General features: G+C 62.6%; 18 protein-coding genes. 10 read left to right on the top strand and 8 right to left on the bottom strand.

Annotated features, from left to right (window positions below; genetic code table 11):
• The 10 genes from thiC to FHP89_RS19050 all read left to right on the top strand — a co-directional run.
• Positions 1-1,177 (top strand): phosphomethylpyrimidine synthase ThiC (gene thiC / locus FHP89_RS19095; RefSeq protein WP_144179392.1); only part of this gene is annotated, 1,177 nt, incomplete at its 5' end.
• A gap of 1 nt (position 1,178) precedes the next feature.
• Entirely contained in the window at positions 1,179-1,388 is a 210-nt protein-coding gene (gene thiS / locus FHP89_RS19090; RefSeq protein WP_222105446.1) for a sulfur carrier protein ThiS, read from the top strand.
• 15 nt (positions 1,389-1,403) lie between these two features.
• A complete protein-coding gene (locus FHP89_RS19085) occupies positions 1,404-2,216 on the top strand; it encodes a thiazole synthase (protein WP_144179391.1) in 813 nt (270 codons plus the stop codon).
• A 96-nt stretch (positions 2,217-2,312) separates the two neighbouring features.
• Complete coding sequence (pdxR, locus tag FHP89_RS19080; protein ID WP_144179390.1) at positions 2,313-3,818, top strand: MocR-like pyridoxine biosynthesis transcription factor PdxR; 1,506 nt, start codon at positions 2,313-2,315, stop codon at positions 3,816-3,818.
• Positions 3,819-4,080: 262 nt separating this feature from the next.
• Positions 4,081-4,482, top strand: a complete 402-nt coding sequence (locus FHP89_RS19075; RefSeq protein WP_144179389.1) for a nuclear transport factor 2 family protein — start codon at positions 4,081-4,083, stop codon at positions 4,480-4,482.
• Positions 4,483-4,516: 34 nt separating this feature from the next.
• The gene (locus FHP89_RS19070) at positions 4,517-5,956 is read left to right on the top strand and encodes an NAD(P)/FAD-dependent oxidoreductase (RefSeq protein WP_144179388.1); all 1,440 of its coding nucleotides are present in this window, start codon (positions 4,517-4,519) and stop codon (positions 5,954-5,956) included.
• A 186-nt stretch (positions 5,957-6,142) separates the two neighbouring features.
• Entirely contained in the window at positions 6,143-7,138 is a 996-nt protein-coding gene (locus tag FHP89_RS19065; protein WP_144179387.1) for a TRAP transporter substrate-binding protein, read from the top strand.
• A 119-nt stretch (positions 7,139-7,257) separates the two neighbouring features.
• Positions 7,258-7,803, top strand: coding sequence for a TRAP transporter small permease (locus tag FHP89_RS19060; RefSeq protein WP_144179386.1), 546 nt, complete (start codon positions 7,258-7,260; stop codon positions 7,801-7,803).
• A 25-nt stretch (positions 7,804-7,828) separates the two neighbouring features.
• Positions 7,829-9,169, top strand: coding sequence for a TRAP transporter large permease (locus FHP89_RS19055; RefSeq protein WP_144179385.1), 1,341 nt, complete (start codon positions 7,829-7,831; stop codon positions 9,167-9,169).
• A 101-nt stretch (positions 9,170-9,270) separates the two neighbouring features.
• Positions 9,271-10,155, top strand: a complete 885-nt coding sequence (locus tag FHP89_RS19050) for a cache domain-containing protein (protein WP_260851676.1) — start codon at positions 9,271-9,273, stop codon at positions 10,153-10,155.
• A 21-nt stretch (positions 10,156-10,176) separates the two neighbouring features.
• Here FHP89_RS19050 and FHP89_RS19045 read toward each other — a convergent pair whose 3' ends face one another.
• The 8 genes from FHP89_RS19045 to FHP89_RS19010 form a co-directional block, all read right to left on the bottom strand.
• Positions 10,177-10,926: a S1 family peptidase gene (locus FHP89_RS19045; protein ID WP_144179384.1), complete on the bottom strand. Its 750-nt coding sequence runs from the start codon at positions 10,924-10,926 to the stop codon at positions 10,177-10,179.
• A gap of 12 nt (positions 10,927-10,938) precedes the next feature.
• Positions 10,939-11,847, bottom strand: a complete 909-nt coding sequence (locus FHP89_RS19040; protein WP_144179383.1) for a transglycosylase SLT domain-containing protein — start codon at positions 11,845-11,847, stop codon at positions 10,939-10,941.
• 11 nt (positions 11,848-11,858) lie between these two features.
• Positions 11,859-13,139: a nucleotide sugar dehydrogenase gene (locus FHP89_RS19035; protein ID WP_144179382.1), complete on the bottom strand. Its 1,281-nt coding sequence runs from the start codon at positions 13,137-13,139 to the stop codon at positions 11,859-11,861.
• A 37-nt stretch (positions 13,140-13,176) separates the two neighbouring features.
• Positions 13,177-15,966, bottom strand: coding sequence for an XrtA/PEP-CTERM system TPR-repeat protein PrsT (gene prsT / locus FHP89_RS19030; protein ID WP_144179381.1), 2,790 nt, complete (start codon positions 15,964-15,966; stop codon positions 13,177-13,179).
• Between the two features lie 2 nt (positions 15,967-15,968).
• A complete protein-coding gene (prsR, locus tag FHP89_RS19025; protein WP_186300382.1) occupies positions 15,969-17,330 on the bottom strand; it encodes a PEP-CTERM-box response regulator transcription factor in 1,362 nt (453 codons plus the stop codon).
• Positions 17,327-19,417 carry an XrtA/PEP-CTERM system histidine kinase PrsK gene (prsK, locus tag FHP89_RS19020; RefSeq protein ID WP_260851675.1) on the bottom strand — a complete coding sequence of 697 codons (2,091 nt, stop codon included), beginning with the start codon at positions 19,415-19,417 and terminating at the stop codon, positions 17,327-17,329. The genes prsR and prsK overlap by 4 nt, the downstream gene beginning before the upstream one ends.
• A 47-nt stretch (positions 19,418-19,464) precedes the next feature.
• Positions 19,465-20,850, bottom strand: a complete 1,386-nt coding sequence (locus tag FHP89_RS19015) for a TIGR03013 family XrtA/PEP-CTERM system glycosyltransferase (RefSeq protein WP_144179380.1) — start codon at positions 20,848-20,850, stop codon at positions 19,465-19,467.
• Positions 20,851-21,053: 203 nt separating this feature from the next.
• Positions 21,054-22,613, bottom strand: coding sequence for a nitrite reductase (locus FHP89_RS19010; protein WP_144179379.1), 1,560 nt, complete (start codon positions 22,611-22,613; stop codon positions 21,054-21,056).
• Positions 22,614-22,619: the final 6 nt, after the last annotated feature.

Below are 22,619 nucleotides of genomic sequence, written 5' to 3'. Positions count from 1 at the left end.
GGCGCTCGGCTCGTCCATCTCGGAAGAGGTCGACAAGATGACCTGGTCGATCCGCTGGGGCGGCGACACGGTGATGGATCTGTCGACGGGCAAGAACATTCACGAAACCCGCGAGTGGATCATCCGCAATTCGCCGGTGCCGATTGGCACGGTGCCGATCTATCAGGCGCTGGAGAAGGTCGACGGCAAGGCCGAGGATCTGACCTGGGAGATCTTCCGCGACACGCTGATCGAGCAGGCCGAGCAAGGCGTCGATTACTTCACCATCCACGCGGGCGTGCTGCTGCGTTATGTGCCGCTGACCGCCAACCGCATGACGGGCATCGTCTCGCGCGGCGGTTCGATCATGGCCAAGTGGTGTCTGGCGCATCACAAGGAGAGCTTCCTCTACACACACTTTGAGGAAATCTGCGAAATCATGAAGGCCTATGACGTGGCCTTCAGCCTCGGCGATGGGCTGCGCCCCGGTTCGATCTATGACGCCAATGATGAAGCCCAGCTGGGCGAATTGAAGACGCTCGGCGAGCTGACCCAGATTGCCTGGAAGCACGATGTGCAGGTGATGATCGAAGGCCCGGGCCATGTGCCGCTGCACCTGATCCGCGAGAACATGGATCTGCAGCTCGAGCAGTGTCACGAGGCGCCTTTCTACACCCTGGGGCCCCTGACCACCGACATCGCCCCGGGTTACGACCACATCACCAGCGGCATCGGCGCGGCCACCATCGGCTGGTATGGCACGGCCATGCTTTGTTATGTCACGCCCAAAGAGCACCTCGGGCTGCCGAACAAGAACGATGTGAAGGAAGGGATCATCACCTACAAGCTGGCGGCGCATGCGGCCGACTTGGGCAAGGGGCATCCGGGCGCGCAGATCCGCGACAACGCGCTCTCAAAGGCGCGCTTCGAATTCCGCTGGGCCGACCAGTTCAACCTCGGCCTCGATCCGGACAAGGCGCGCGAGTTCCATGACGAGACGCTGCCGAAAGAGTCGGCGAAAGTCGCCCACTTCTGCTCCATGTGCGGGCCGCACTTCTGCTCGATGAAGATCACCCAGGATGTGCGCGACTACGCCGCCAAGCAAGGCATCGGCGAAGTCGAAGCACTCAAGCGCGGTATGGAAACCAAGGCGGTCGAATTTGTGAAGCAAGGCGCCGAGATCTACCGGAAACAGTGACATGAACGCGATCCAGATCGAACTCAACGGCCGGCCGCACCCGGCCGACGCGACCTACACCCTGGCCGACCTCGTGGCCAAACTCGGGCTGGCCGGCAAGAGCCTGGCCATCTCGATCAACCGCGAGGTGGTCAAGCGCGGCGACTGGCCGACGCGCCGCATCGAAGCGGCCGACCGTATCGAAATCGTCCACGCCATTGGCGGCGGCTGAACCGGAGACTCCAGCATGAATCTGAACGACCTGCCCGCGGGCGCTGACACCGACCACCAGCTGACCGTTGCCGGCAAGACCTACAACTCCAAGCTGCTGGTTGGCACCGGCAAGTACAAGGATTTTCAGGAAACCCGCGACGCGGTCGTGGCCAGCGACACCGACATCGTCACCGTGACGGTGCGCCGGGTGAACATCGGCCAGCACCAGAACGAGCCGAATCTGCTCGACTTCGTACCGCCGGGCGAATTCACCATTCTGCCCAACACCGGCGGCTGCTATAACGCCGCCGACGCGGTCTACACGCTGCAGATGGCGCGCGAGATGCTGGGCGGCCATTCGCTGTGCAAGCTCGAAGTGCTGGGCGACGAGAAGACGCTGTTCCCCAACATGCCTGAAACCCTGAAAGCGGCCGAGACGCTGATCAAGGACGGTTTCGACGTGATGGTTTACTGCAGCGACGACCCCATCCAGGCCAAGATGCTCGAAGACATGGGCTGCGTGGCGATCATGCCGCTGGCCAGTCTGATCGGCTCGGGCATGGGCATTCTCAACCCCTGGAACCTGTCGCTGATCATCGAGCAGACGCAGGTGCCCGTGATTGTCGACGCCGGCGTCGGCACCGCGTCTGACGCGGCGATTGCCATGGAGCTGGGCTGCGACGGCGTGCTCATGAACACCGCCATCGCCAAGGCGAACGACCCGATCCGCATGGCACTTGCCATGCGCGACGCGGTGCGTGCCGGCCGCAACGCTTACTTGGCCGGGCGCATGCCCAAGCGCTTTGCCGCCTCGCCCTCCTCGCCGATGGCCGGGCTGATGACCTGAGAACTGCGCTGCGCCTCGCACAAGGGTTTGCCGGCGCAGCGCAAAGCATTACTCTCGGGGCCTGCCCCCACGGAACCGCAAGTCCGAGCCAATGCCATGTCCTTGAAGCCGCACACCACGCAATGGAGCCAGTTCTTTCAGCACTGGGCCAATACCGGCCTCAGCCTGCAAGGGCAGATTCGCCAGATGCTGGTGTCGGTCATTCTCGACGAACAGCATCCGGTGGATGCACCGATTCCCTCCAGTCGCGACATGGCCGTGCAACTCGGCGTCGCGCGCAACACGGTGGTCATCGCTTACCAGCAACTGGTCGATGAAGGCTATCTGGTGTCGCGCGAGCGCAAGGGCTACTTCATCAATACCAATATCCTGGCCGGCCGGGTCGAGCGCACCGCCGGCCCGCGCGAGACGCCGCTGGCGCCGCCGGAGTGGTCGCGCCGCTTCCGTTTTCGCCCCACCGAACAGCGCAACATCCAGAAGCGCGCCGACTGGCAGCGCTTCCCCTACCCCTTTCTGTACGGCCAGTTCGACAGCTCGCTCTTCCCCATCGCCGACTGGCGCGAGTGCTGCATGAAGACCCTGAGCGTGCTCGAAATCAACGAGTGGGCGCAGGACATGATCTTCCGCGACGACGCCTCGCTGGTCGAACAGATCCGCACCCGCGTGCTGCCGCGCCGCGGCGTCTGGGCCACCAACGAAGAGATCATCATCACCGTCGGCGCACAACAGGCGCTGTATCTGCTGGCCGACCTGCTGGTCAGCAGCGATACCCCGGTGGGGCTGGAGTCGCCGGGCTACCCCGACGCGCGCAATATTTTCAGCAGCCGCAGCAAACGCATCGTCAATCTGCCGGTCGACGATGGCGGGCTGCAGGTGAGCGATGCGCTCTACGCCTGCGACTACATTTATGTGACGCCCAGCCATCAGTGCCCAACCACGGTCACCATGCCGATCGAGCGTCGCCACGCCTTGCTGGAGATGGCCGAGAAGGCCGACTTCATCCTGATCGAGGACGACTACGAAAGCGAAAACCGCCTGCATGGCGACCCGCTGCCCACGCTCAAGAGCCTGGATCGCAACGACCGGGTGATCTACGTCGGCAGCCTGTCCAAGAGCATCGCGCCGGGTCTGCGTCTGGGCTATGTGGTTGGCCCGGCGGAGCTGATCACCGAGCTGCGCGGCATCCGCCGGCTCAACCTGCGCCACCCCACCGTTTATATGCAGCGCGCCTTTGCGCTGTTCCTGTCGCTAGGCCACCACGACGCGCTGCTGCGCCGGCTCTCGGCCGCCTACCGTCAACGTGCGCAGCGACTGCTCGACGCGTTGAAGGCGCATCTGCCCGAGGTGAAAGCCACGCCGGTGTCGGGTGGTGCCTCCTGCTGGGTGCGCGGCCCCGACTGGCTGGACGCGGCCGAACTGGCCCGTGCAGCCGCCGAACTCGGTGTGCTGATCGAGCCCGGCAGCGTGTTTTTCAACCAGGACACCCCGCCGACCAACTACTTCCGGCTCGGCTTTTCGTCGATTGATGACGAGCAGGTCGACCCCGGCATTGCCTTGCTGGCCCAAGCGCTTCGCACCCTGGCACCACCCCCAAAAACCTGAAGCGGCGACGCCTACGGCCTTTATCTGTCAATGATTTAGCACAGATCGGCGTAGCGCACGCCGGCCCCCAAAGCGGTGATCGCACCGTATACCGCCATTTGCGGCCATGTCGACCAATCCGCTGGACCAAACGATTCTATCCAACTGGCTCTAAGTGATTGGACCAGCCCCCCGTAGTCTGAACTCCACAACATTTCGGCGATGTCGCCAGAGCGCCCACACAGAAGCGCCCGGCCCATCGCCGCAGCCCAAGGAGACTCAGATGTCGAACCAAGCCCAACCCACCGCCGAATTTCTCGCCGCCTTTGCCGAAGCCTGGAACCGTCACGACCTCGACGCGCTGATGAGCTTCATGGCCGACGACTGCGCCTTCCACGCCACCGCCGGCCCCGACGAACTCGGCCGTAGCTTTGTTGGCCGCGACGCCGTCCGTCAGGGCTTCGAGCTGGCCTGGCAGACCTTCCCTGACGCGGCCTGGCTCGACGGCGACCATTTCGTGGTCGGCGACCGCGGCGTGTCGGAGTCGACCTTCTGCGGCACCAAGGCCGACGGCACCCGCATCGAAGCGCGCATGGTGGATATCTTCACCTTCCGCGACGGCAAGATCGCGGTCAAGAACGCCTTCCGCAAAGACCGTCCGGCAGTCGCCACGGCCAGCCGCTAAGCCTCGCCCTCGACGCACCGCCAAGGACACCACCATGGATGCCACCGCCGTATTGCGCGACGCTGCCACCGGCAACGCCACCGCGCCGTCCCGCCCCTATGACCCGGCCTACGATCCGCTGGTCAGCCCGACGCCGGGCCAGGGCCGCGACTACGCCCCCACCTACTGGATCGGCACCGCCGGCGAGCCGCCGGCCGACGACGGCCCGATCACGCACGACATCGATGTGGATGTCGCGATCATCGGCTCCGGCTTCACCGGCCTGACCACCGCCATCCATCTGGCGCAGGCATACGGCATCAAGGCCACCGTGCTGGAAGCCAACCGCTCCGCCTGGGGCTGCAGCACCCGCAATGGCGGTCAGGCGCAGTGCGCCTCGGGGCGCCTCAAGCGCTCGCAATGGATCGAACGCTACGGTATGGAAGATGCGCTGGCGCTGCACCGCGAATGTGTCGATGGCATGGAGACCTTCAAGGCGCTGATCGCTGACATCGACTGCGATCCGCAGCCCGGCGGCCACCTGTACGTGGCGCACCGCCCGCGCATCATGCCGATTCTCGAAAAAGAAGCGAAGCTGCTTCGCGAGACTTTCAAGTACGATGCGCGCATTTTTGATGCGGCCACGGTCAAGAACGAATGGATTGGCGACACCGAGGCCTGCGGCGCCATGCACGAGCCGGAAGGCATCGGCATCCACGCCGGCAAACTGGCTTTCGGCTATCTCAAGAAAGCCCGCGCGCTCGGCGCCACGGTACACCCCGCCAGCCCGGTGCAAGGCTGGGAGACCCGCAACGGCGTGCATTACCTGAAAACGCCGGGCGGCATCGTCCGGGCCCGTGCGGTCGGCGTATGCACCGGCGGATACACCTCGAACAGCCTGCACCGCGAGCTTAAAAACCGGCTGCTGCCGATCCTCTCCAACTCGATCGTGACCCGTCCGCTGACGGCGGCCGAGATCGAGGCCTGCGGCCTGCGCACCACCCAGGTGATCACCGACACGCGCATCCTGCGCCACTACTACCGCCTGATGCCGGACAACCGGCTGCAGATCGGCAGCCGCAGCGCCATCACCGGCCGCGACGCACCGCAAAAGCAGTATGAGCAGCGCCTGATCGGCGACATGGAGCGCAAGTTCCCGGCGCTCAAAGGCATCCAGATCGACTACTCATGGTGGGGCTGGGTGGATGTCAGCCACGACATGATGCCGCGCATCCATCAGCCGGACCCGAAGGAAACGATCTATTACGCGCTCGGTTACGGCGGCAACGGCGTGATGTATTCGGCCCAGGCCGGCAAGCGCCTGGCGCAATGGATCGCCGGTAAGGGACAAGAGCTGACCCTGCCGATCTTCACCTCGCGCCTGCCCTTCCCGAACGTGCGCGAGATGGTCGAATCGCAGGCCTTTGCGCCTTTCCGCCGCTTCGGCCAGCGTTTTTTGTACCGCTGGTACGCCTACAACGACGAGCGGCCATAAGCCGCCGCGCGCCGGACGGCCGGTTTGCATGGCCGTCCCCGACGCCCCCTCACAAGGAGATCCTGGCACCACCCGAACAAAACTACACCGCGCGGCCACCGCAGCGGAAAAGGCATTCAGACCCCGTAGCGAAGCAACACAAGCACAACGCAACAGACAATACTCAGACCCTTGCAGGAGACAAACATGAACATCAAGAAAACCGTATTGCTGCCCCTGATCACCGCCGGCCTGCTGGCCGCCGCACCGGGCGTGATGGCCGCAAAGTTCAAGATGGCCCTCGGCGATGCCGCGGGCGGCACGCAGTGGGAACTGGGCCAGACCTTCAAAACCCTGTTCGAGAAGAAGGCCGCCGGCAAGCACACCGTAGATCTGTTCCCCAACGGCCAGTTGGGCGATGAGCAGAACACCGTCAACAACGCCGCGCTCGGTACGCTGGATTTCTCGGTGCTGGCCATCAACAACGTCACCCCGTTCTCGCCGACCGTTGGCGTGCTGACCCTGCCCTATGTGATCCAGAGCGCAGAAGACGCGAAGAAACTGACCCAGGGCCCGCTCGGCAAAGAACTGACCGAAAACACCATCCGCGACGCCGGTGTGCGTATCGTTGGCTGGGCGTACTCGGGCTTCCGCGTGCTGACCAACTCGAAGAAGCCGGTGACCACCGTCGCCGACCTGAAAGGCATGGTCATTCGCGTCCCGAAGAACGAGATCATGATCGCCACCTATCAGGCCTGGGGCATCAACCCGACGCCGATGGCCTGGTCCGAAACCTTCACCGCCCTGCAGCAAGGCGTAGTCGATGGTCAGGACAACCCCTACATCACCGTGTCTGCGATGAAGTTCAACGAGGTGCAGAAGTACATCACCAACGTGCGCTACCTGTTCTCGCTCGAGCCGCTGATCGTGAGTGAGTCGGTGTTCCAGGACCAGAAGCCGGAAGTGCAGAAAGCCATTCTGGAAGCCGGCATGGAAGCGACCGAGCACAGCTACAAGTACCTGCTTGAGACCGAAGACAAGATCAAGAAGGACCTGGCCGCCAAAGGCATGCAGATCAGCGATGCCGCCGATGGCGAAAAAGAGTTCATCGAAAAGGCCACCAAGGCCGTCTGGCCGAAGTTCTATGAGAGCATCGGCGGTAAGGCAAAACTCGACCAGGCACTGAAGAGCCTCGGCCGATAAGCATCGATCGCCGGGGCGCCCGCCCCGGCCTGGTTGCCCGCCGGGAGCCAACGCCCCGGCGGCGCCACCGACCGAATCGATCGACGCATTCGCGTATTCACGACCCCGTGGAGCCTGCCATGTCCATCAAGAAATTCATCCTCAATCTGCTTGGCAACATCGAGGAGTATCTGGCAGAAGCCCTGCTGGCTTGCTTCGTGGTCCTGCTGTTCGTGCAGATTCTGCTGCGTCAGTTCTTTCAGTATTCCCTGCCCTGGGGCGAAGAGTTGGCCACCTATATGTTTGTCTGGTTCGCCTACCTGGGCGCCACCGTGGCGGCCAAGATGTCGGCCCACAACCGGGTGACCTTCCAGTTCAACTTCACCCCGCCCATCGTGCGCAAGGTGTGCATGGCCCTGGCCGACCTGCTGTGGGTGTGCTTCAACCTGTACTTCGTCTATCTGAGCTACATCTTCGTGTTCAAGAAGATGAACCTGTTCTGGAAGTCGCAGACCCTCGGGCTGCCGATGAAGTACTTCTACATGATCCTGCCGATCGCTTTCACGCTGATGTCGATCCGCATTCTCTGGAACAACTACCTCACCCTGGTCAAGGGCGTGAATCTGGTGGATCCGGAGACTGAAGAGATCGAGAAGCTCAAGCACAGCGCCACAGCACAACAATAAAGCGGCCCACCGCAGAGAGACAGTCATGGAAGCCTATATCGTAGAGATCCTGTTCGGCAGCTTCTTCTTCCTGATGCTGCTGGGCGCGCCGATCACCATCGCACTCGGCGGCGCAGCGCTGGCCACCTTCATGGTGGTGGAAAAGAACCCGATCGCCTTTGTGCAGATCGCCTTTACCTCGGTCGGCAGCTTTCCGCTCATGGCGCTACCGGCCTTTGTGCTGGCGGGCGCCTTGATGGAAGCGGCCGGCATTTCGAAACGCCTGGTCGACATCGCCGAAAACCTCGCCGGCCCGATCACCGGCGGCCTGGGCGCGGCCACCGTGCTGGCCTGCCTGTTCTTCGGTGCCATCTCGGGCTCGGGACCGGCCACCACCGCCGCGGTCGGCATGCTGATGATCCCGGCCATGACCAAGCGCGGCTATGACCGGCCCTATGCCTCGGCCGTCACAGCCGCCTCGGGCGGCTTGGGCATCATCATCCCGCCCTCGATTCCGATGGTGATTTTCGGCATCGCGGCACTCGGCCTGGCGCCGCCGCCGGAAGCCATCGCCAAGCATGGTGAATTTGCCTCGATCTCGATTCCGAAGCTGTTCATCGCAGGCGTGATTCCGGGCATCGTCATGGCCGGCAGCCTGCTGATCGTCAATTACATGACCTCTAAGAAGCACGGCTACGTCGGGCTGACCGACAAATGGAATTTTGGCGAAGTCCGCACATCGCTTCGTCGAGGCTTCTGGTCTGTGCTTGCACCAATCATCATTCTGGGCGGCATCTACACCGGCATGTTCACACCGACCGAGTCGGCCATCGTCGCCATTTTCTACACGCTGTTCGTCGGCATCGCCCTGCACCGGGAGTTGAAATTCCCGGCGCTGCTCAATTCGCTGAGAACCACCACCTGGATTACCGGCCGCGTGCTGCTGATCCTGTTCACCGCCACGGTGTTCGGCCGGCTGCTGGTCGAGCAACGCATCCCGGCGATCATCGCCGAGTCCATGCTCAGCTTCACCGACAACCTCTACCTGATCTGGGCCATGATCATCGTCTTCCTGATGTTCGTCGGCATGTTCATGGAAACGCTGGCCGCCATCATGATCCTGGTGCCCGTGCTGCTGCCGGTGATGTACACCATTGGCGTCGACCCGACGCATGTGGGCATCGTCGTCATCTGCACCCTGTCGGTCGGCTTCATGACGCCGCCGCTGGGCGAGAACCTGTTTGTCGCGTCCGGCATCGGCGGCTCCAGCATCGAGTCCATTGTCTCGCGCATTCACCCCTTCGTCTTCGTCTCGGTGATCGCGATCTTCCTCATCGCCTATGTCCCGCAGCTGTCCCTCTGGCTACCGAGCCTGGTGGGATATTGACCCGCGTGGCGCGGCCGGGCCTTACCCAGACCTGACCGCGCCATGCACTTATTTCAGTGCGCTCCGGGGGCCCCGCGAGCGCACGTTCAGGGAGAAACACCATGCTCTCAATCGTGCGCCAGTCCCTTCATTCAGCGCTGATGGCCATTAGCTGCGCACTCGCGCTGGGCGCCTCCGCGGCCATGGCCGACACGCCGACACGCGAGGTGCTGCACGGCACCAGCGTCGAGCGACGCGCCATGGCGCTCCTCGACCGCGCCGTCGCCCATATCGAAGCCACCGGCGCAGCCGGCACGGCCGCCTTCAATCACGGGCCGGCATTCATCGACCGTGATCTCTACGCCTATGCGCTGAAAACCGACGGCAGCTTCCTGGCCAGCGGTGGCGGCTCGGCGGCCCTGGTGGGGCAGAATGTGCTGAACGAGGTCGACCTGAACGGCAAACCCTTTTTTCGCGAAATCATCGAACAGGCCAAGGCTTTTGGCGCAGGCCGGGTGGAGTACCGCTGGTTCAATCCGGCCGACGCCCGAGGCGAGCCCAAGGTGGCCGTGTTCCGGGCGGTTGGCGATGTCATCGTCGCCGCGGGCTACTATCCGCCGCGCGCCACCGCCATGCAGGCCAAAGTACTCCTGCGCGACGCGGTGACCGCCATGGCCGCCAATCCGGCGGCCGCGCTGGAACACTTCCAGCGTCTGAACGGCCCCTTCATCCGCGACGACCTGTATGTCTTTGTCGTGCGCCTGGCCGACGGCATCTTTCTCGCCCACGGCGCCACGCCCTCGCTGGTGGGCACCAACAGCTATGAACTGACCGGCCCGGACGGGCATCACATCGTGCGTCGGATGGCCGAGATCGCCAGAAAGGCGCAGGACGGCGAAACGGAATACGCCTGGCGCAACCCGGTCAGTGGCAAGGTGGAAACCAAGCACACCTACTTCAAGACGGTGGGCGACACACTGGTGGCGGTGGGCTACTACCGCCGCTGAGCACCAGGGGCCTCAGCAGGCTCAGTAAAGCAAGTCGTTCAGATACCGGACCGGGATCGCATAGCTGATCCCGGACGGCTTGCTCAACACGTTTTCCTTGGTGTCCTTCACGAAAACCATGTTGAGCACACCCAGCACCGCGCCCGACACGGGGTCGAACAAGGGGCTGCCACTGTTACCCGGATACGCGGTCGCATCCAGTTGATAGACCGAAAACGGATCATTGCCCAGGCTGCGGATCTGCCGCGCGTTGAGCTCGCGGGCATTGCCCCGCGGAATGCTGATCGGCGTGATCGCCGATACAATGCCGCGGTGCGTAGCCGGCTTGAGCCCCAGGGCGCTGCCAATCGGAAAACCGGTAAACGCCACCGACTGCCCCTCTTCGGCCTCGCCCGACGACAGCACCAGCACCGGCAAGGCCGGGCCGACGATCCGCAAGGTCGCCAGATCATGCGCGGGGTCAGAGCGCAGCTTCTCCGCCGAGCGCACGTTCACCTTGTCACCCAGCGGAATAGCCACCGCCAGGGTTTCTCGCCGGTTGGCGTCAACACTCGCGGGCAACACATGCGCATTGGTGGCCACGGTCAGTCCGTCACCGACGACAAAGCCCGTGCCCAAAAAACGGAAGGCCGGACTACGGGTCGGTTCATACGTACCAACAGCAACAATGGACGGCTTGACGCGCGAGACGGTCGCCGGCAAATCGGCGCGTACCGACACGCTGACGAGCATCATCAGCGCCGAAACGGCAAAACAGAGCCAGCGGCTCATGGGCGTGCTCCCTTATCGATCAGCCATGAACAAGGGCGCCATGACTGCAGACGATTCAACCACACTCGCGTCGTATGGGTGCGTCTGTTCGCTGAAATAGGCTTGAATTCGCGTCACGTAAGCCTGAGTCTCAGGGAACGGCGGTACGCCTTGATAGCGCTCGACGGCGCCCTCACCCGCGTTGTAGGCGGCGGCGACCAAGCGCACCTCGCCCCGAAAATAAGCCAGCAACCAACGCAGATAGGCCAGCCCGCCGCGGATGTTCTGTGCCGGATCATAGGCGTTGCGCACATTGAAACGCGCAGCCGTATCGGGGATCAGCTGCATCACGCCCATGGCATTGCGCGGTGACAAGGCCAGTGGATTGAACGCCGACTCGGTCGAAGCAATGGCCAGCGCAAAACGGGCATCCACGCCGAACTCCGGCGCGGTACGCGCGACCTGCAAGATGATGGCGTGGCGGTCAGCAGGCAGGCGGGCCATCAATCGGCCGACCAAGCCCTCGTCCTGCTCCCAGGCGGGGGCATGCAGACACTCGGGTACCGCCCCGGTATAAGGGCCGGTGTAACGCAACATGCGCTCGGCTTGGGGGTGGGACAGCATCGAGGCCATGGCGAACAAGGTGCCGGCATAGGCGTCGTCACGCGCCACACCTCGCCCGTTGGCATACATCCAGCCCAAGGCATACATGCCCTCGGGGTTGCCCTGGCGGGCCGATTCGCAATAACACGCCGCGGCGCGCTCAGGCTCCCGCGGCACGCCTTCGCCATGCTCAAACGCCAGGCCGGCCTCGTGGAGATAGCCCGCGTGCTGACTGAGTGCCGCCAGCTGCGCCGGCGTCAGTGGCGGCTCGCCCGTGGCCGCCTGCACCGCGCTGCTCAGCGATAGCAGGGAACCACACAGAACGAGAGCGCGCCACATCGCCACATGCCTCAGAGGCGCCAGACGCGCAGGCCGGCATCGGCCAGCGCCTTGCGATCGAAGGCCGACTTGACGTCGATGAACACGCCCTTGTCTTCAAGCACGCCGGTCAACGTCGACAGCGGCATCTCCGAGTACTCGCGGTGCGAGACCGTGGCCACCATGGCCTGCGCACGGGGCAGGTCGGCCCAGTCCACCAGCGTGACGCCGTATTCATGCATGGCTTCGGCGGCCTCGGCCACCGGGTCGTGCACCACCACATCGCAGCCAAAACTCTGCAGCTCGCGGATCACGTCGATGACCTTGCTGTTGCGCAGATCGGGGCAGTTCTCCTTGAAGGTCAGCCCCAGCACGATCACCTTGCAACCCTTGATCGAGTGGCCGGCCTGGATCATCTGCTTGACGGCCTGCTCGGCCACATACTTGCCCATACCATCGTTGATGCGCCGCCCGGCCCGGATCACCTCGGGGTGCAGACCGAGCATTTCCGCCTTGTGGGTCAGGTAGTAGGGATCCACGCCAATGCAGTGCCCCCCCACCAGACCGGGACGGAAAGGCAGGAAGTTCCACTTGGTGCCGGCTGCTTCAAGCACGTCGAGCGTGTCGATACCGACCTCATGGAAAATCACGGCCAGTTCGTTGATCAAGGCAATGTTCAGGTCGCGCTGGGTGTTCTCGATGACCTTGGCGGCTTCGGCCACCTTGATGGTGGCGGCCGGATAGACGCCGGCGGTAATCACCGCACCGTAAATTTCCTTCACCTTTTCGAGCGTCTCGGGCGTATCGCCCGACACCACCTTGACGATCTTGGTGACCGTGCGTTCCTTGTCACCCGGGTTGATCCGCTCCGGCGAGTAGCCGACGAAAAAGTCCTGCTTCCACTTGAGCCCCGAGGTCTGCTCGAGAATGGGAATGCAGACCTCTTCGGTGGCGCCCGGATAGACCGTGCTTTCATACACCACGATCGCACCTTTCTTGAGGTACTTGCCGACCGACGCCGATGACTTCTCGAGCGGCGTGAGATCCGGCTGGCGTGCGGCATCGACCGGGGTCGGCACGGCCACGACGATGAAGTCGGCCTCGGCGATCACGGACGGATCAGAATGGCAGCTCAGCTGACTGGCAGCACGCAGATCCTCGGTGCTGACCTCGCCGGTCGGATCGCGGAAGTCGCGATACGCCGCGACTTTCTCCTTGGACAGGTCAAAACCCAGCGTCTTGAACTTCTTGCCAAACTCAACGGCCAGCGGCAATCCGACATAGCCCAGCCCAATCACGGCAACGGTGGTCACGAATGTATTCCTTCAATAGCAAGTATTAAATTATGGCTCAAAGTGTTTTCCGAAGCGTATTCGCCTCTTCGTAGAATCGATTGCCGACCGGGAACTCTCCCGTCAATGCGTTCAACACGGTACGCGCATCTTCCTTGCGCCCCGCCTTGATATACGCTTTGGCGAGATTCAAGGAAATCATCGCCGCCTTCGGCGCGAGCTTGCTGGCCTTCTCAAGCTTCTTGACGCCGGCCTCGACGCTGCCGCTCTCTACTTCGATCATCCCGACGGTATCCAGAATCGCTGGATTCTCCGGTGCCAACTCAAGCGCGCGTCGGCCAAACTCCATCGCTTTCGGGTCTTTGTTCTGACTCGCGATCCACGCCAGATTGTTCAGCACCAAGGGCTTGTCCGGCGCCATCTCGTTGAGTTTTTTGTATAGCGCGTAGGCCGTTACCAAGCGCCCTTGCGTCAGGTCGTGCTCGGCAACATACGCGGTCATCGGCGTATCGTTGGGATTCGCCTTGAGCCAGCTATCGGCCAGCTTGTCGGCCTCCTTGCCGTTCTCTGTGCGCACCAGTGCAGCGTGCAATTTGACGGCCGTCTGCGAATTGGGCGTCAGCGCATGCGCCTTGCGGAACAGCGGCAGAGACGCCTTCCAGTCATTCCTGGAGACGTGAACATCGCCCTCGAAGATGTACCCCAGGCCCGACGCCGGCAGTTGCTTCTGAAGATCGCGCGACATGCTCAGCGCCTCGTCGAAGCGCTTGTCGTCAATCAGAATGGAAATCAGGACGCGCTGCACTTCGTACAAATCCTGGCGCAAGGCCAGTGAGCGCCGCAAGTTCGCTTCAGCACTCTTGGGGTCCTGGTTCATGAACTGCGCGCGCCCGAGATCCATGAACGCCTCGGCATTTTCCGGCTCAAGCGACGCGCGTTTCTGGAATGCCGACACCGCCTGCTGGACGTCGCCATTGGCGATCTGGGTATGTCCGAGCAGCTTGAGCACCGTCGGGTGTTCAGGCGAAAGCGTCGCGGCTTCACGCGCAACAACCAGCGCTTCCGTCTTGCGCTGACTGCGCAGCAGAAAATCGGCAAGTTGCAGTTTGGGCACCAACAAGGTCGGCGCATTGCTCACGGCTTTGCGCAGCAGCGCTTCGATGGTCTCGAAGCTGCCGCCAGCGGCCTTCTCCAGTTCCGCCGACGCGAGGTAAACATCAGCACGTGTCGGTGACTTTTCGATAATCCGCTTGTAAATGGCACGCGCGGCATCGATCTTGCCGTCACGGAAATCGAGCCGCGCCAAGTTGGTGGCGGCTGGCAAAAAGTCCGGCTGAATCGCGAGCGCTTCTTCAAACGCCTTGCGCGCGCCGGGGAGATCGCCCTTGCCCAGCAAAATGCCACCGCGGAGGTTCTTTGCCAGCGGATTGTCCGGCATCTTTTTTTCAAGCGTTGCCTGCGCACTCAAGGCCTCGTCGAACTTGCGCTCACGCAACAGCGCGGTGACGCGTGCGAAGTCGGCATACCCGCCGGTGCTGTCCAGGTCGCTGGCCTTGCCCAGGTCCTTCAAACCTTCCTGCACTTCGCCGCCGGCAAGCCGGCTGATCCCGAGCCGGGTGCGTGCGCGGGCGTCGTCCGGTTGTTTGTCCACCTGTTTGGCGAAATAAGCGGATGAGCGTTCGAAATCGCCGGCGAGCAGGTAGGCCTGCCCGGCCAGGGTCAACACTTCAGAAACATGTCCGTGTGACTCAAGCAAGGGCTGCAAGGCTTCGATGGCCCGCGTGCCATCGCGTTGTGCCAGATAGGACATCACCAGCAGACGCCGGGCGACCGGGTTGGCGTGGTTGGCCGCGAGCACTTTGTTGAGGTTCACCTGGGCCAGGAGCTGATCGTCCAGCCGGTAGAAGATGGAGCCGGCGAGCAGGCGGCCCGGCAGATACTCCGGCGCCAACTTGATCACCTCCTGAATGCCGTCCCGAGCCGCGGGGAGGCGGTCTTCCAGAAAATCGACATAGGCCTGCAGGTAGGTCACCACCGGTGACGCACCGATGGCCGTCTTCATCTCGGCCAGTTGCGCCTTGCCCTCATCTACGCGCTGCGTCTGGAGCAGCGTATTCACCAGGGCGAAGCGATAGTTGGCGTCTTTGGGCTTGAGCGCGATGGCCTTTTTCAGTGCCGCCAGACCCTCATCGAGTTGCCGGCGCGCAAACAGAATCTCGGCCTGTGTCGCATGCGCCTCGGGCACCTCCGGCGCCTTGGCCAGCACGGCTTCGATGGCCTTGAGTGCCTCGTCATACTTGGCGTCCAGGGCGAGCACCCGGACCAGGCCGACGCTGGCCAGCGCGTTATCCGGATTGGCCTTCAGCGCTTCGTTGTAGTCGCGTGCGGCCTCGTCGCGGTTGACGCCAATCCGCGCATCCCCCAAGACCGTCAGCAGATCCGACAGCGCCTTGGGATCTTTCAGCGCCGTGCCGGTGTAGGTTCGGATCACTTCCTCACGCTGCCCCTGGCGCACCAGCGCCCGCGCCAGCATGGGCGCCACCTGTGATTCGTCGTAGCCCAGGCGGAGGGCAAGCTGCAGCTCCTTGACCGCCCCCGCCATGTCGTCCTGCGCGTAGTAGACCTTACCCAGCAAATAGCGCGCCTCGGGAAAATCCGGCTTTTCCTGCAAGGCATTCTTGAGCTGGATGACGGCCGCGCTGGCATCGTTTTTCTCAAGGTAGTCACGCGCCGAAGCGACCATTTCATCGGGATTGCTTCCGCACCCGGCCAACAAGGCAGCGGTCAGCAACAAGGTCATCAACCGGCTGGGCCGGACACGGCGAGACTGGTTAAGCGCTAAAGGCACGATCAGGCCTCCTTCTTGATTCCGTATCGGTTCATCAGGTCGTACAGCGTCGGCCGGCTGACGCCGAGCACCTCTGCTGCACGTGCAATATTTCCATTGACGCGCGACAACACCTTGGTGACCGCCGAACGCTCGGCCGCTTCGCGCACCTGGCGCAAATTCAACACATTCAGGTCATCTTCGACCGCCTCCAGCCCCAGATCATCGGCGGCCACACGATTGCCGTCCGCCATGATCACGGCCCGCTTCACGCAGTTTTCCAGTTCGCGCACATTGCCCGGCCACGGTTGCGCTTCAATCGCTGCGATCGCGTCATCGGTCAGACGCATGCTGCCCCGACCATTTTCTTCGGCAAAGCGCTGGACAAAAGCATGCGCCAGCAAGCTCGCATCGCCCGGACGATCACGCAGCGGCGGAATGTCGATCACGATCTCGGCCAGTCGATAATAGAGATCCTCGCGGAACCGGCCCGCTTCGATCAAGCGTTTGAGGTCCTGGTGCGTCGCACACACAACGCGCACATCCACCGGAATTTCGCTACGCCCGCCGATTCGCTCGATGACGCGCTCCTGCAAGAAACGCAACAACTTTGCCTGCAAGGGCATCGGCAGATCGCCGATTTCATCGAGGAACAGCGTCCCCTTGTCGGCCGTTTCGATCTTGCCCTGCGTTTGCTTGATCGCCCCCGTGAAGGCGCCTTTCTCGTGGCCAAACAACTCGGCTTCGAGCAGGGCATCCGGAATCGCAGCGCAATTGATGGCAACGAAACGCTGCTTGGCGCGCGACGACAAGGCATGCAGGCCCCGGGCAATGACCTCCTTGCCGGTGCCGCTTTCGCCGAACAAGGCCACCGTCACGTTGTTGGCCGACGCCACCTTTTCGACGGTACGGCAAACTTTCAGCATACCGGGGTCGCGTGTGAGCATGCCGCTCAATGCCGAGCCCAGTTCTTCTTGCAGGCGAACATTCTCGCGCTGCAGATCGTAAAGCCGGAACGCCCGATCGATCGTCAGCGTAAGAAACTCCGGCTCAAACGGTTTGGCAAAAAAATCGTAGGCGCCCATGCCAATCGCGCGGACCGCATTTTCGCGGTCATGCTGCCCGGTGAGCACAACAACTTTGGTGTCCGGCGCCAGGGTCAGCATTTCCTGCAGCAACTGAAACCCCTCACTCACGCCGTCCGGATCCGGCGGCAATCCCAGGTCCATGGTCACGACGGGCGGCTCATACCGCCGCAACTGCGCAAGGGCACTTTCACGGTCACTGGCCAGTACGGTTTCATAATCGCCAAACGCCCAGCGCATCTGCTTTTGCAGCGCCGGGTCATCTTCAACCACCATCAGGGTGCGTTGTTTCTCGGTCATGGTTCAGAGTCTGAGTGAGCAAGCGCCACAGCGTCGGCATCTGGCCGCGGCTGTGTCGGGAGTGTGAGTTGCATCGTGGTACCAACGCCGGGCGTACTTTCAACACGGATGTCGCCGCCCAGCTCTCGCACGTATTGTCGCGCCTCGAAAACGCCGATGCCCATGCCGCTCGCCTTGGTGGTCTGGAATGGCCGAAACAGCTGGTCGCGCATGAACTCAGGCGACATGCCGCATCCGGTATCCCTGACCTCGATCAGTGCCTGGGTCTCGTCGAGACGACGAAGACATGCCGTTACCATACCATCGTCGCCGGTCGCGTCGAGGGCATTTTGCACGATATGCCCCACGACACGCTCAAGCCGTTCGGCATTCGCGCGCACCTGAATGGCGGGCGCTTCGACACGGACCGACACGGCCGGCTGAAGATGCGCTCTCTGCTTCCGGATCCGCTCCAGCAGCTGCCCCAGATCAACTTGCCGGTCGCGTTCGATTGCGGTCTTTTTCTGAAGTTGCTGCATCAAGTCGCGCATCTTCTGCTCAACGTGCGCCACGGTTTCGAGCATGTCGGCCTGAAATTCAGGGTTGTCCTTGTGACGCTCGGCGTTCTTGAGCATCAACGACATCTGGGCGACCAGGTTTTTCAGGTCATGCACCACAAACGCCGACATCCGATTGAAGGCATCGAACTTACGCGCCTCGATCAAGGCTTCGGCCGCCTGCATCCGGGCCAGATAGCTCGCCGCCTGACGCTGGGCACTCTTGAGCAAATCGAGCACTTCCCAGTTGATGTCGACGGGCGTACGCGGAGCCAGCAACACAACAAACCCGATCAATGTTTCGCCCGCGGTCAGTGGCACCACAAGCCAGCCGTCATCCAGCTCTGACAGCCAGCGTGGCGGGGTCAGCTCGCCGTAGGTCTTGGGACGCATTCGATACTCTTCGAGATTGAAGACCCAGCCCTCGTCAGCCAGGAAGCGGCACAGCGGCCCGTCGGCCGACTCCTCAATCGAAGACTCACCCATATTGAGCCGGGCCCGCATCACGAACCGCCCCTGCCCGTCGTCAAGCCACAAGCCCCCGCCCGAACTCTCCACCAGATCCGCCAACGCACGAATCGTCGTCTGGCCAAGATCCTGGTGGTCCCCGTGGGTCGATAGGGCACGGGTGAATTTCAGCCACTCAATCCGATAGTCGTAGCGATAGGGAAACAAATGCTTGTTGAGCCAGACCCGCAGCCGTGCGCGCTGCGTGCCCGACACGGCGACGACACCCAACAGCAGCAAGGCGGCAAAAAAGAGCGTGACCTGAAGTGCCCGCCCCCAGTCGCCGCCAAAATAGCGCACGTAGTAGCCCGCCGCGGCCACCAGCAGCAGATACAGACCGGACGCCGCCAGGGCCGTCGAATGAAACACCATCTCCCGCGACACCGACAGCCGGATCGCCCAACCCGGCACCCGCGATGCCGAAATGGCAATCAGTGGCAAGACCAGCGCATGGGCCAGGCCGCGAATACTCCAGATGTCGCGATCAATGGCGCCAAACAGGAAGGCATCGGCATACAGATAGAGGTCGAAGACCGCGGACGCGGCCATGGCCAGGCAAAATGGCTTGAGCCCCCAGCGCGACGCTGACGGCAACAAGCGATAGAGCTGCTCGACCAACACCAGCGCATACACCGCCGCGACAAGGTGGAGGAAAATCAGGGCGCGCTGAGGGTCAATCGGCCAAGACAGGTCCAGCACGGTCATCAGTGCTGTCAGCAGACGCAGCGCGATCACGGCAATGGCCACCCGCGCGGGCCAGGCGCGGCGACTGCCATCGATCTGATGGATCAGCCCGACCACGAACGCGAGCCAGGCGGCGTCGCGTGCCACCGCCAGCAACACGGCGGCGGCGCCCGCAAAGGCGAGGCCGGAAATCATGGCGGCATTGGCAACACACCAGAGCGCACTGACCCCGACCGCCAGCAACAAGCGACCACCCGCCCCCTGCCCACGCCAGGCCGCCGCGAGATACACGCCGAACAGCCCGAACGCCGCGGCAGCGAGGGCATAGCCCCAGACTGCCACGCTCGTCAGTTCAAGCATCTCGAATCACCTTGGCCACAGATCCGGCCGGAAGAGTCAGATGCGCCCTACTGCGCACCTTCGCCGGTAAGCACCACACGCACCGTTTCGGCCAGCACAACAATGTCCAGCAACAGGGTGTGGTTTTTGACGTAATACAGATCGTACTGGAGTTTTTGCACGGCATCATCCACCGATGCGCCGTACTGATAGCGAACCTGGGCCCAGCCGGTCACCCCAGGCTTTACGCAGTGACGCACGGCGTAAAACGGGATCTCTGCGGTGAGCTGATCGACAAAGAACGGCCGCTCGGGGCGGGGTCCGACCAGGCTCATTTCACCCAGAAAAACGTTGAACAACTGCGGCAACTCATCGATACGCAGCTTGCGGATCAGACGGCCGACGCGGGTCACCCGATTGTCGTTCGACTGCGCCCAGCGCGGCTTGCCATCCTTTTCAGCGTCGGTGCCCATGCTGCGAAACTTGATCACCTTGAACTGGCGGCCATTCTGCCCGACGCGCAGCTGGCGATAGAACACCGGCCCGCCGTCTTCGAGCAAAATAAGCAAGGCGGTCAGCAGCATCACCGGCACAGCCAGGATCAACAACACCAGGGATGCGGCCAGATCAAAGCACCGCTTGACCAGCGAGCGAAAAAAGCCCTGACGAAAGCCGTCGCCAAAAATCAGCCAGCTGGCTTTGAGCGCGTCGATACGCACCTGACCGCGCACGCGCTCATAGAAGGTCGACAAGTCGTAGACCTTGACGCCACGCATCTTGCAGTCGAGCAGCTCACGCAGGGGCAGCACGCCGCCGCGACGCTCACGCACCGCAACAATGACCTCATTCACCCCAAGCTGATCAACCACATCGACCACCGCGCCACGATTGCTCAGAATCAGGTCAGGCGCGACCGCCCGATCATCATCATCACCGGTGGGCAAGAAACCCACGAATTTGAGTCCTCGGGACGCCGGATCGCGCAGCACCCGCTCGACCGACTCGGCCTCGCTTCCGGTCCCCAGGACCAACACCCGACGCGACATGAAAGCACCAAGACGCCCACGATTGGCAAACCCGCGCATCACCAAGATCAACCCCAGCAAGAGGATCACAGACACTTCGGCGGCCTCGGAAGCGAATTCGCCCCACGGCAACACGCGAAACACGCCATAGGCCACAGGAATACTCACGATCACGCCGACCAGAACGCGCGCCAACACATCCTTCAACTGCCGACCCGCGACAGGCCGGTAGAAACCGGTGATGGTGTTAAGCACGATCATGGTGATCGCAAAGAGCAGCGCCGACGGCAGAATCATACGCCACGACTCGATGCCGACATCGGGTTGCAACACAATGGCAACAACGACGCCCGCAAACAGCAGGAACGCATCGAAGATGATTTGGTACAAGGTCGTCGCGGGAAAATAGTGGCTGAACACTTTGAGCATGATTCGTCCTCTCCGGTCCACCCTGCCCTCGCATGAGGCGAGGCGCGGAAGAAACCTGATACGGACTGAACAATACCCGAGCCCTGAAAAACAAGGCGTGAATCACATCACACAAGACAGCGCCATGCGAGAATGCCGGCGGGCCAAAGACCGCCGGCAAACCTCAAAAACCTTTTAGCACAAAGACTTGCAAACCATCTCGCTCAGTGGCTTGTCCCTGACGAACGTGTGATTTTGTTGTGGAGGTTGTACTTGCCCACCGGCCGACGGGCCGGCAGCCGCTTGACCTCCTTAAGCGTGACAGCGTCATAGACAATCAAGGCGCCATCGTCTTCCCACAAACTGGCAATGGCGTAACGCCCGTCGCGGGTGAACTCGATGTGCGCCAGCGTCTTGCCGGGTTCCGGCTTGAGTTGCGCGACCACCTCGAGGGTTTCCTTGTCGATCACCTGCAAGGTGTCACGCGCGGTCGGGCTCATCATCGAATCCGTCCAGGCATAGCGCGAATTTTCATGGCTGCGCATGAAGAACCCGGGGCCGAGCGTCTTGATCTCCTTGACCACCGACCAGTCCTTCACGTCGATCACCGTGATCTTCCCGTCCTCCAGGTTGGGAGAGGCCATCACCGTGCGCCCCTGCCACTCCCAGGTGATGCCAGAGCCCAGATGCGGCATGCCCCCCAGATCCAGGTCGGCAATTTTCTTGCGCACGTCGAGATGAACCACCTGCCCCTTTTTGCCCACGCGGGTGGCGCCAATCAGCTCGGAGTAATCCTGCGTGAAGAAAAAGTCGTCCAGGATGTCGGCCAGCGGTGTGCGGCGCGGATTCAGATAGCCGCGCAGGAAAGCGCCTTCCTTGTATTTGAAGTCATGAATCAGGCCGACGGGGATGTCCTCGACGGTCGGGTCGTAGCTGATCTCCCACACCTCGGGCACATCCTTGAGCGCGGCCACGAAGCTCTTGCGCGGCGCGGCGTCATAGACGGCCGACACGCGGGACGACGTCTTTCCTTCCCTGTCGGTCACGTCCATCACCTTGATCATGTTCAGGTCGCTATCGAGCAAGACCAGCGAGTGCGGCAGATAGTTGGCCACCGCCACCACCTTGCCGTCGGACGAGACAGCCAGGTTGCGCGTATTGATCCCGGCGCGCACTTCGGCCACCAGCGTCAGGTTCCAGATGTCGTACTTCGACACCCAGCCATCACGCGAGGCGAAATACACAAACCGCCCCTCGGGGCTGAACTTGGGTCCGCCGTGCAAGGCGAAACGCGAGGGGAAGCGGTGGATGCGCTCGAGCTTGTCGCCATCCAGAATCGACACATGATGGTCGCCCGCCTCGACGACGATGAACAGATTCATCAGGTCGGCGTCGAACTTCGCCTTGGCCGGCAATGCGGCGGCATCGGTGTGCACGATGCGCGAGGCCACGATCTGTTCGACGCCCCACTTGGGCGGGGTCGGGGTCGGCTGGTAGATCAAGGCCACCAGGGCGTCGATCTGTGCATCGTCGAGCGCCGCGCCAAAAGCCGGCATTTGCGTCGCGGTGCGGCCATTGACCACCACCTCGCGCGCCGCCTTCTTGCGCAAGCGCGAGAGATTGTCCGGCAGCAGCGCCGGCCCCATCGCACCGAGGCGGTCCACACCATGACAGCTGGCGCAATGCTGGGCAAACAGGGCCGTCGCATCGGCGGGCGCCGCCGATGCATGGCTGACGAATAGCGACACCCCGAGCAGGATGATTACGTGAATCAAGGTATGCATGGCGAA

The organism is Denitromonas ohlonensis, from assembly GCF_007625205.1.
GTDB lineage: Bacteria > Pseudomonadota > Gammaproteobacteria > Burkholderiales > Rhodocyclaceae > Nitrogeniibacter > Nitrogeniibacter ohlonensis.
Note: the sequence above shows the minus strand (reverse complement) of the source record. Positions and strands in the feature narration are given on the sequence as shown.

What these genes read in the sequence shown, in the direction of transcription:
- thiS (WP_222105446.1), top strand. Translation starts at nt 1,179, where the DNA reads ATGAACGCGATCCAGATCGAACTCAACGGCCGGCCGCACCCGGCCGAC.
- FHP89_RS19085 (WP_144179391.1), top strand. Translation starts at nt 1,404, where the DNA reads ATGAATCTGAACGACCTGCCCGCGGGCGCTGACACCGACCACCAGCTG.
- pdxR (WP_144179390.1), top strand. Translation starts at nt 2,313, where the DNA reads ATGTCCTTGAAGCCGCACACCACGCAATGGAGCCAGTTCTTTCAGCAC.
- FHP89_RS19075 (WP_144179389.1), top strand. Translation starts at nt 4,081, where the DNA reads ATGTCGAACCAAGCCCAACCCACCGCCGAATTTCTCGCCGCCTTTGCC.
- FHP89_RS19070 (WP_144179388.1), top strand. Translation starts at nt 4,517, where the DNA reads ATGGATGCCACCGCCGTATTGCGCGACGCTGCCACCGGCAACGCCACC.
- FHP89_RS19065 (WP_144179387.1), top strand. Translation starts at nt 6,143, where the DNA reads ATGAACATCAAGAAAACCGTATTGCTGCCCCTGATCACCGCCGGCCTG.
- FHP89_RS19060 (WP_144179386.1), top strand. Translation starts at nt 7,258, where the DNA reads ATGTCCATCAAGAAATTCATCCTCAATCTGCTTGGCAACATCGAGGAG.
- FHP89_RS19055 (WP_144179385.1), top strand. Translation starts at nt 7,829, where the DNA reads ATGGAAGCCTATATCGTAGAGATCCTGTTCGGCAGCTTCTTCTTCCTG.
- FHP89_RS19050 (WP_260851676.1), top strand. Translation starts at nt 9,271, where the DNA reads ATGCTCTCAATCGTGCGCCAGTCCCTTCATTCAGCGCTGATGGCCATT.
- FHP89_RS19045 (WP_144179384.1), bottom strand. Translation starts at nt 10,926, where the DNA reads ATGAGCCGCTGGCTCTGTTTTGCCGTTTCGGCGCTGATGATGCTCGTC.
- FHP89_RS19040 (WP_144179383.1), bottom strand. Translation starts at nt 11,847, where the DNA reads ATGTGGCGCGCTCTCGTTCTGTGTGGTTCCCTGCTATCGCTGAGCAGC.
- prsR (WP_186300382.1), bottom strand. Translation starts at nt 17,330, where the DNA reads ATGACCGAGAAACAACGCACCCTGATGGTGGTTGAAGATGACCCGGCG.
- prsK (WP_260851675.1), bottom strand. Translation starts at nt 19,417, where the DNA reads ATGCTTGAACTGACGAGCGTGGCAGTCTGGGGCTATGCCCTCGCTGCC.
- FHP89_RS19015 (WP_144179380.1), bottom strand. Translation starts at nt 20,850, where the DNA reads ATGCTCAAAGTGTTCAGCCACTATTTTCCCGCGACGACCTTGTACCAA.
- FHP89_RS19010 (WP_144179379.1), bottom strand. Translation starts at nt 22,613, where the DNA reads ATGCATACCTTGATTCACGTAATCATCCTGCTCGGGGTGTCGCTATTC.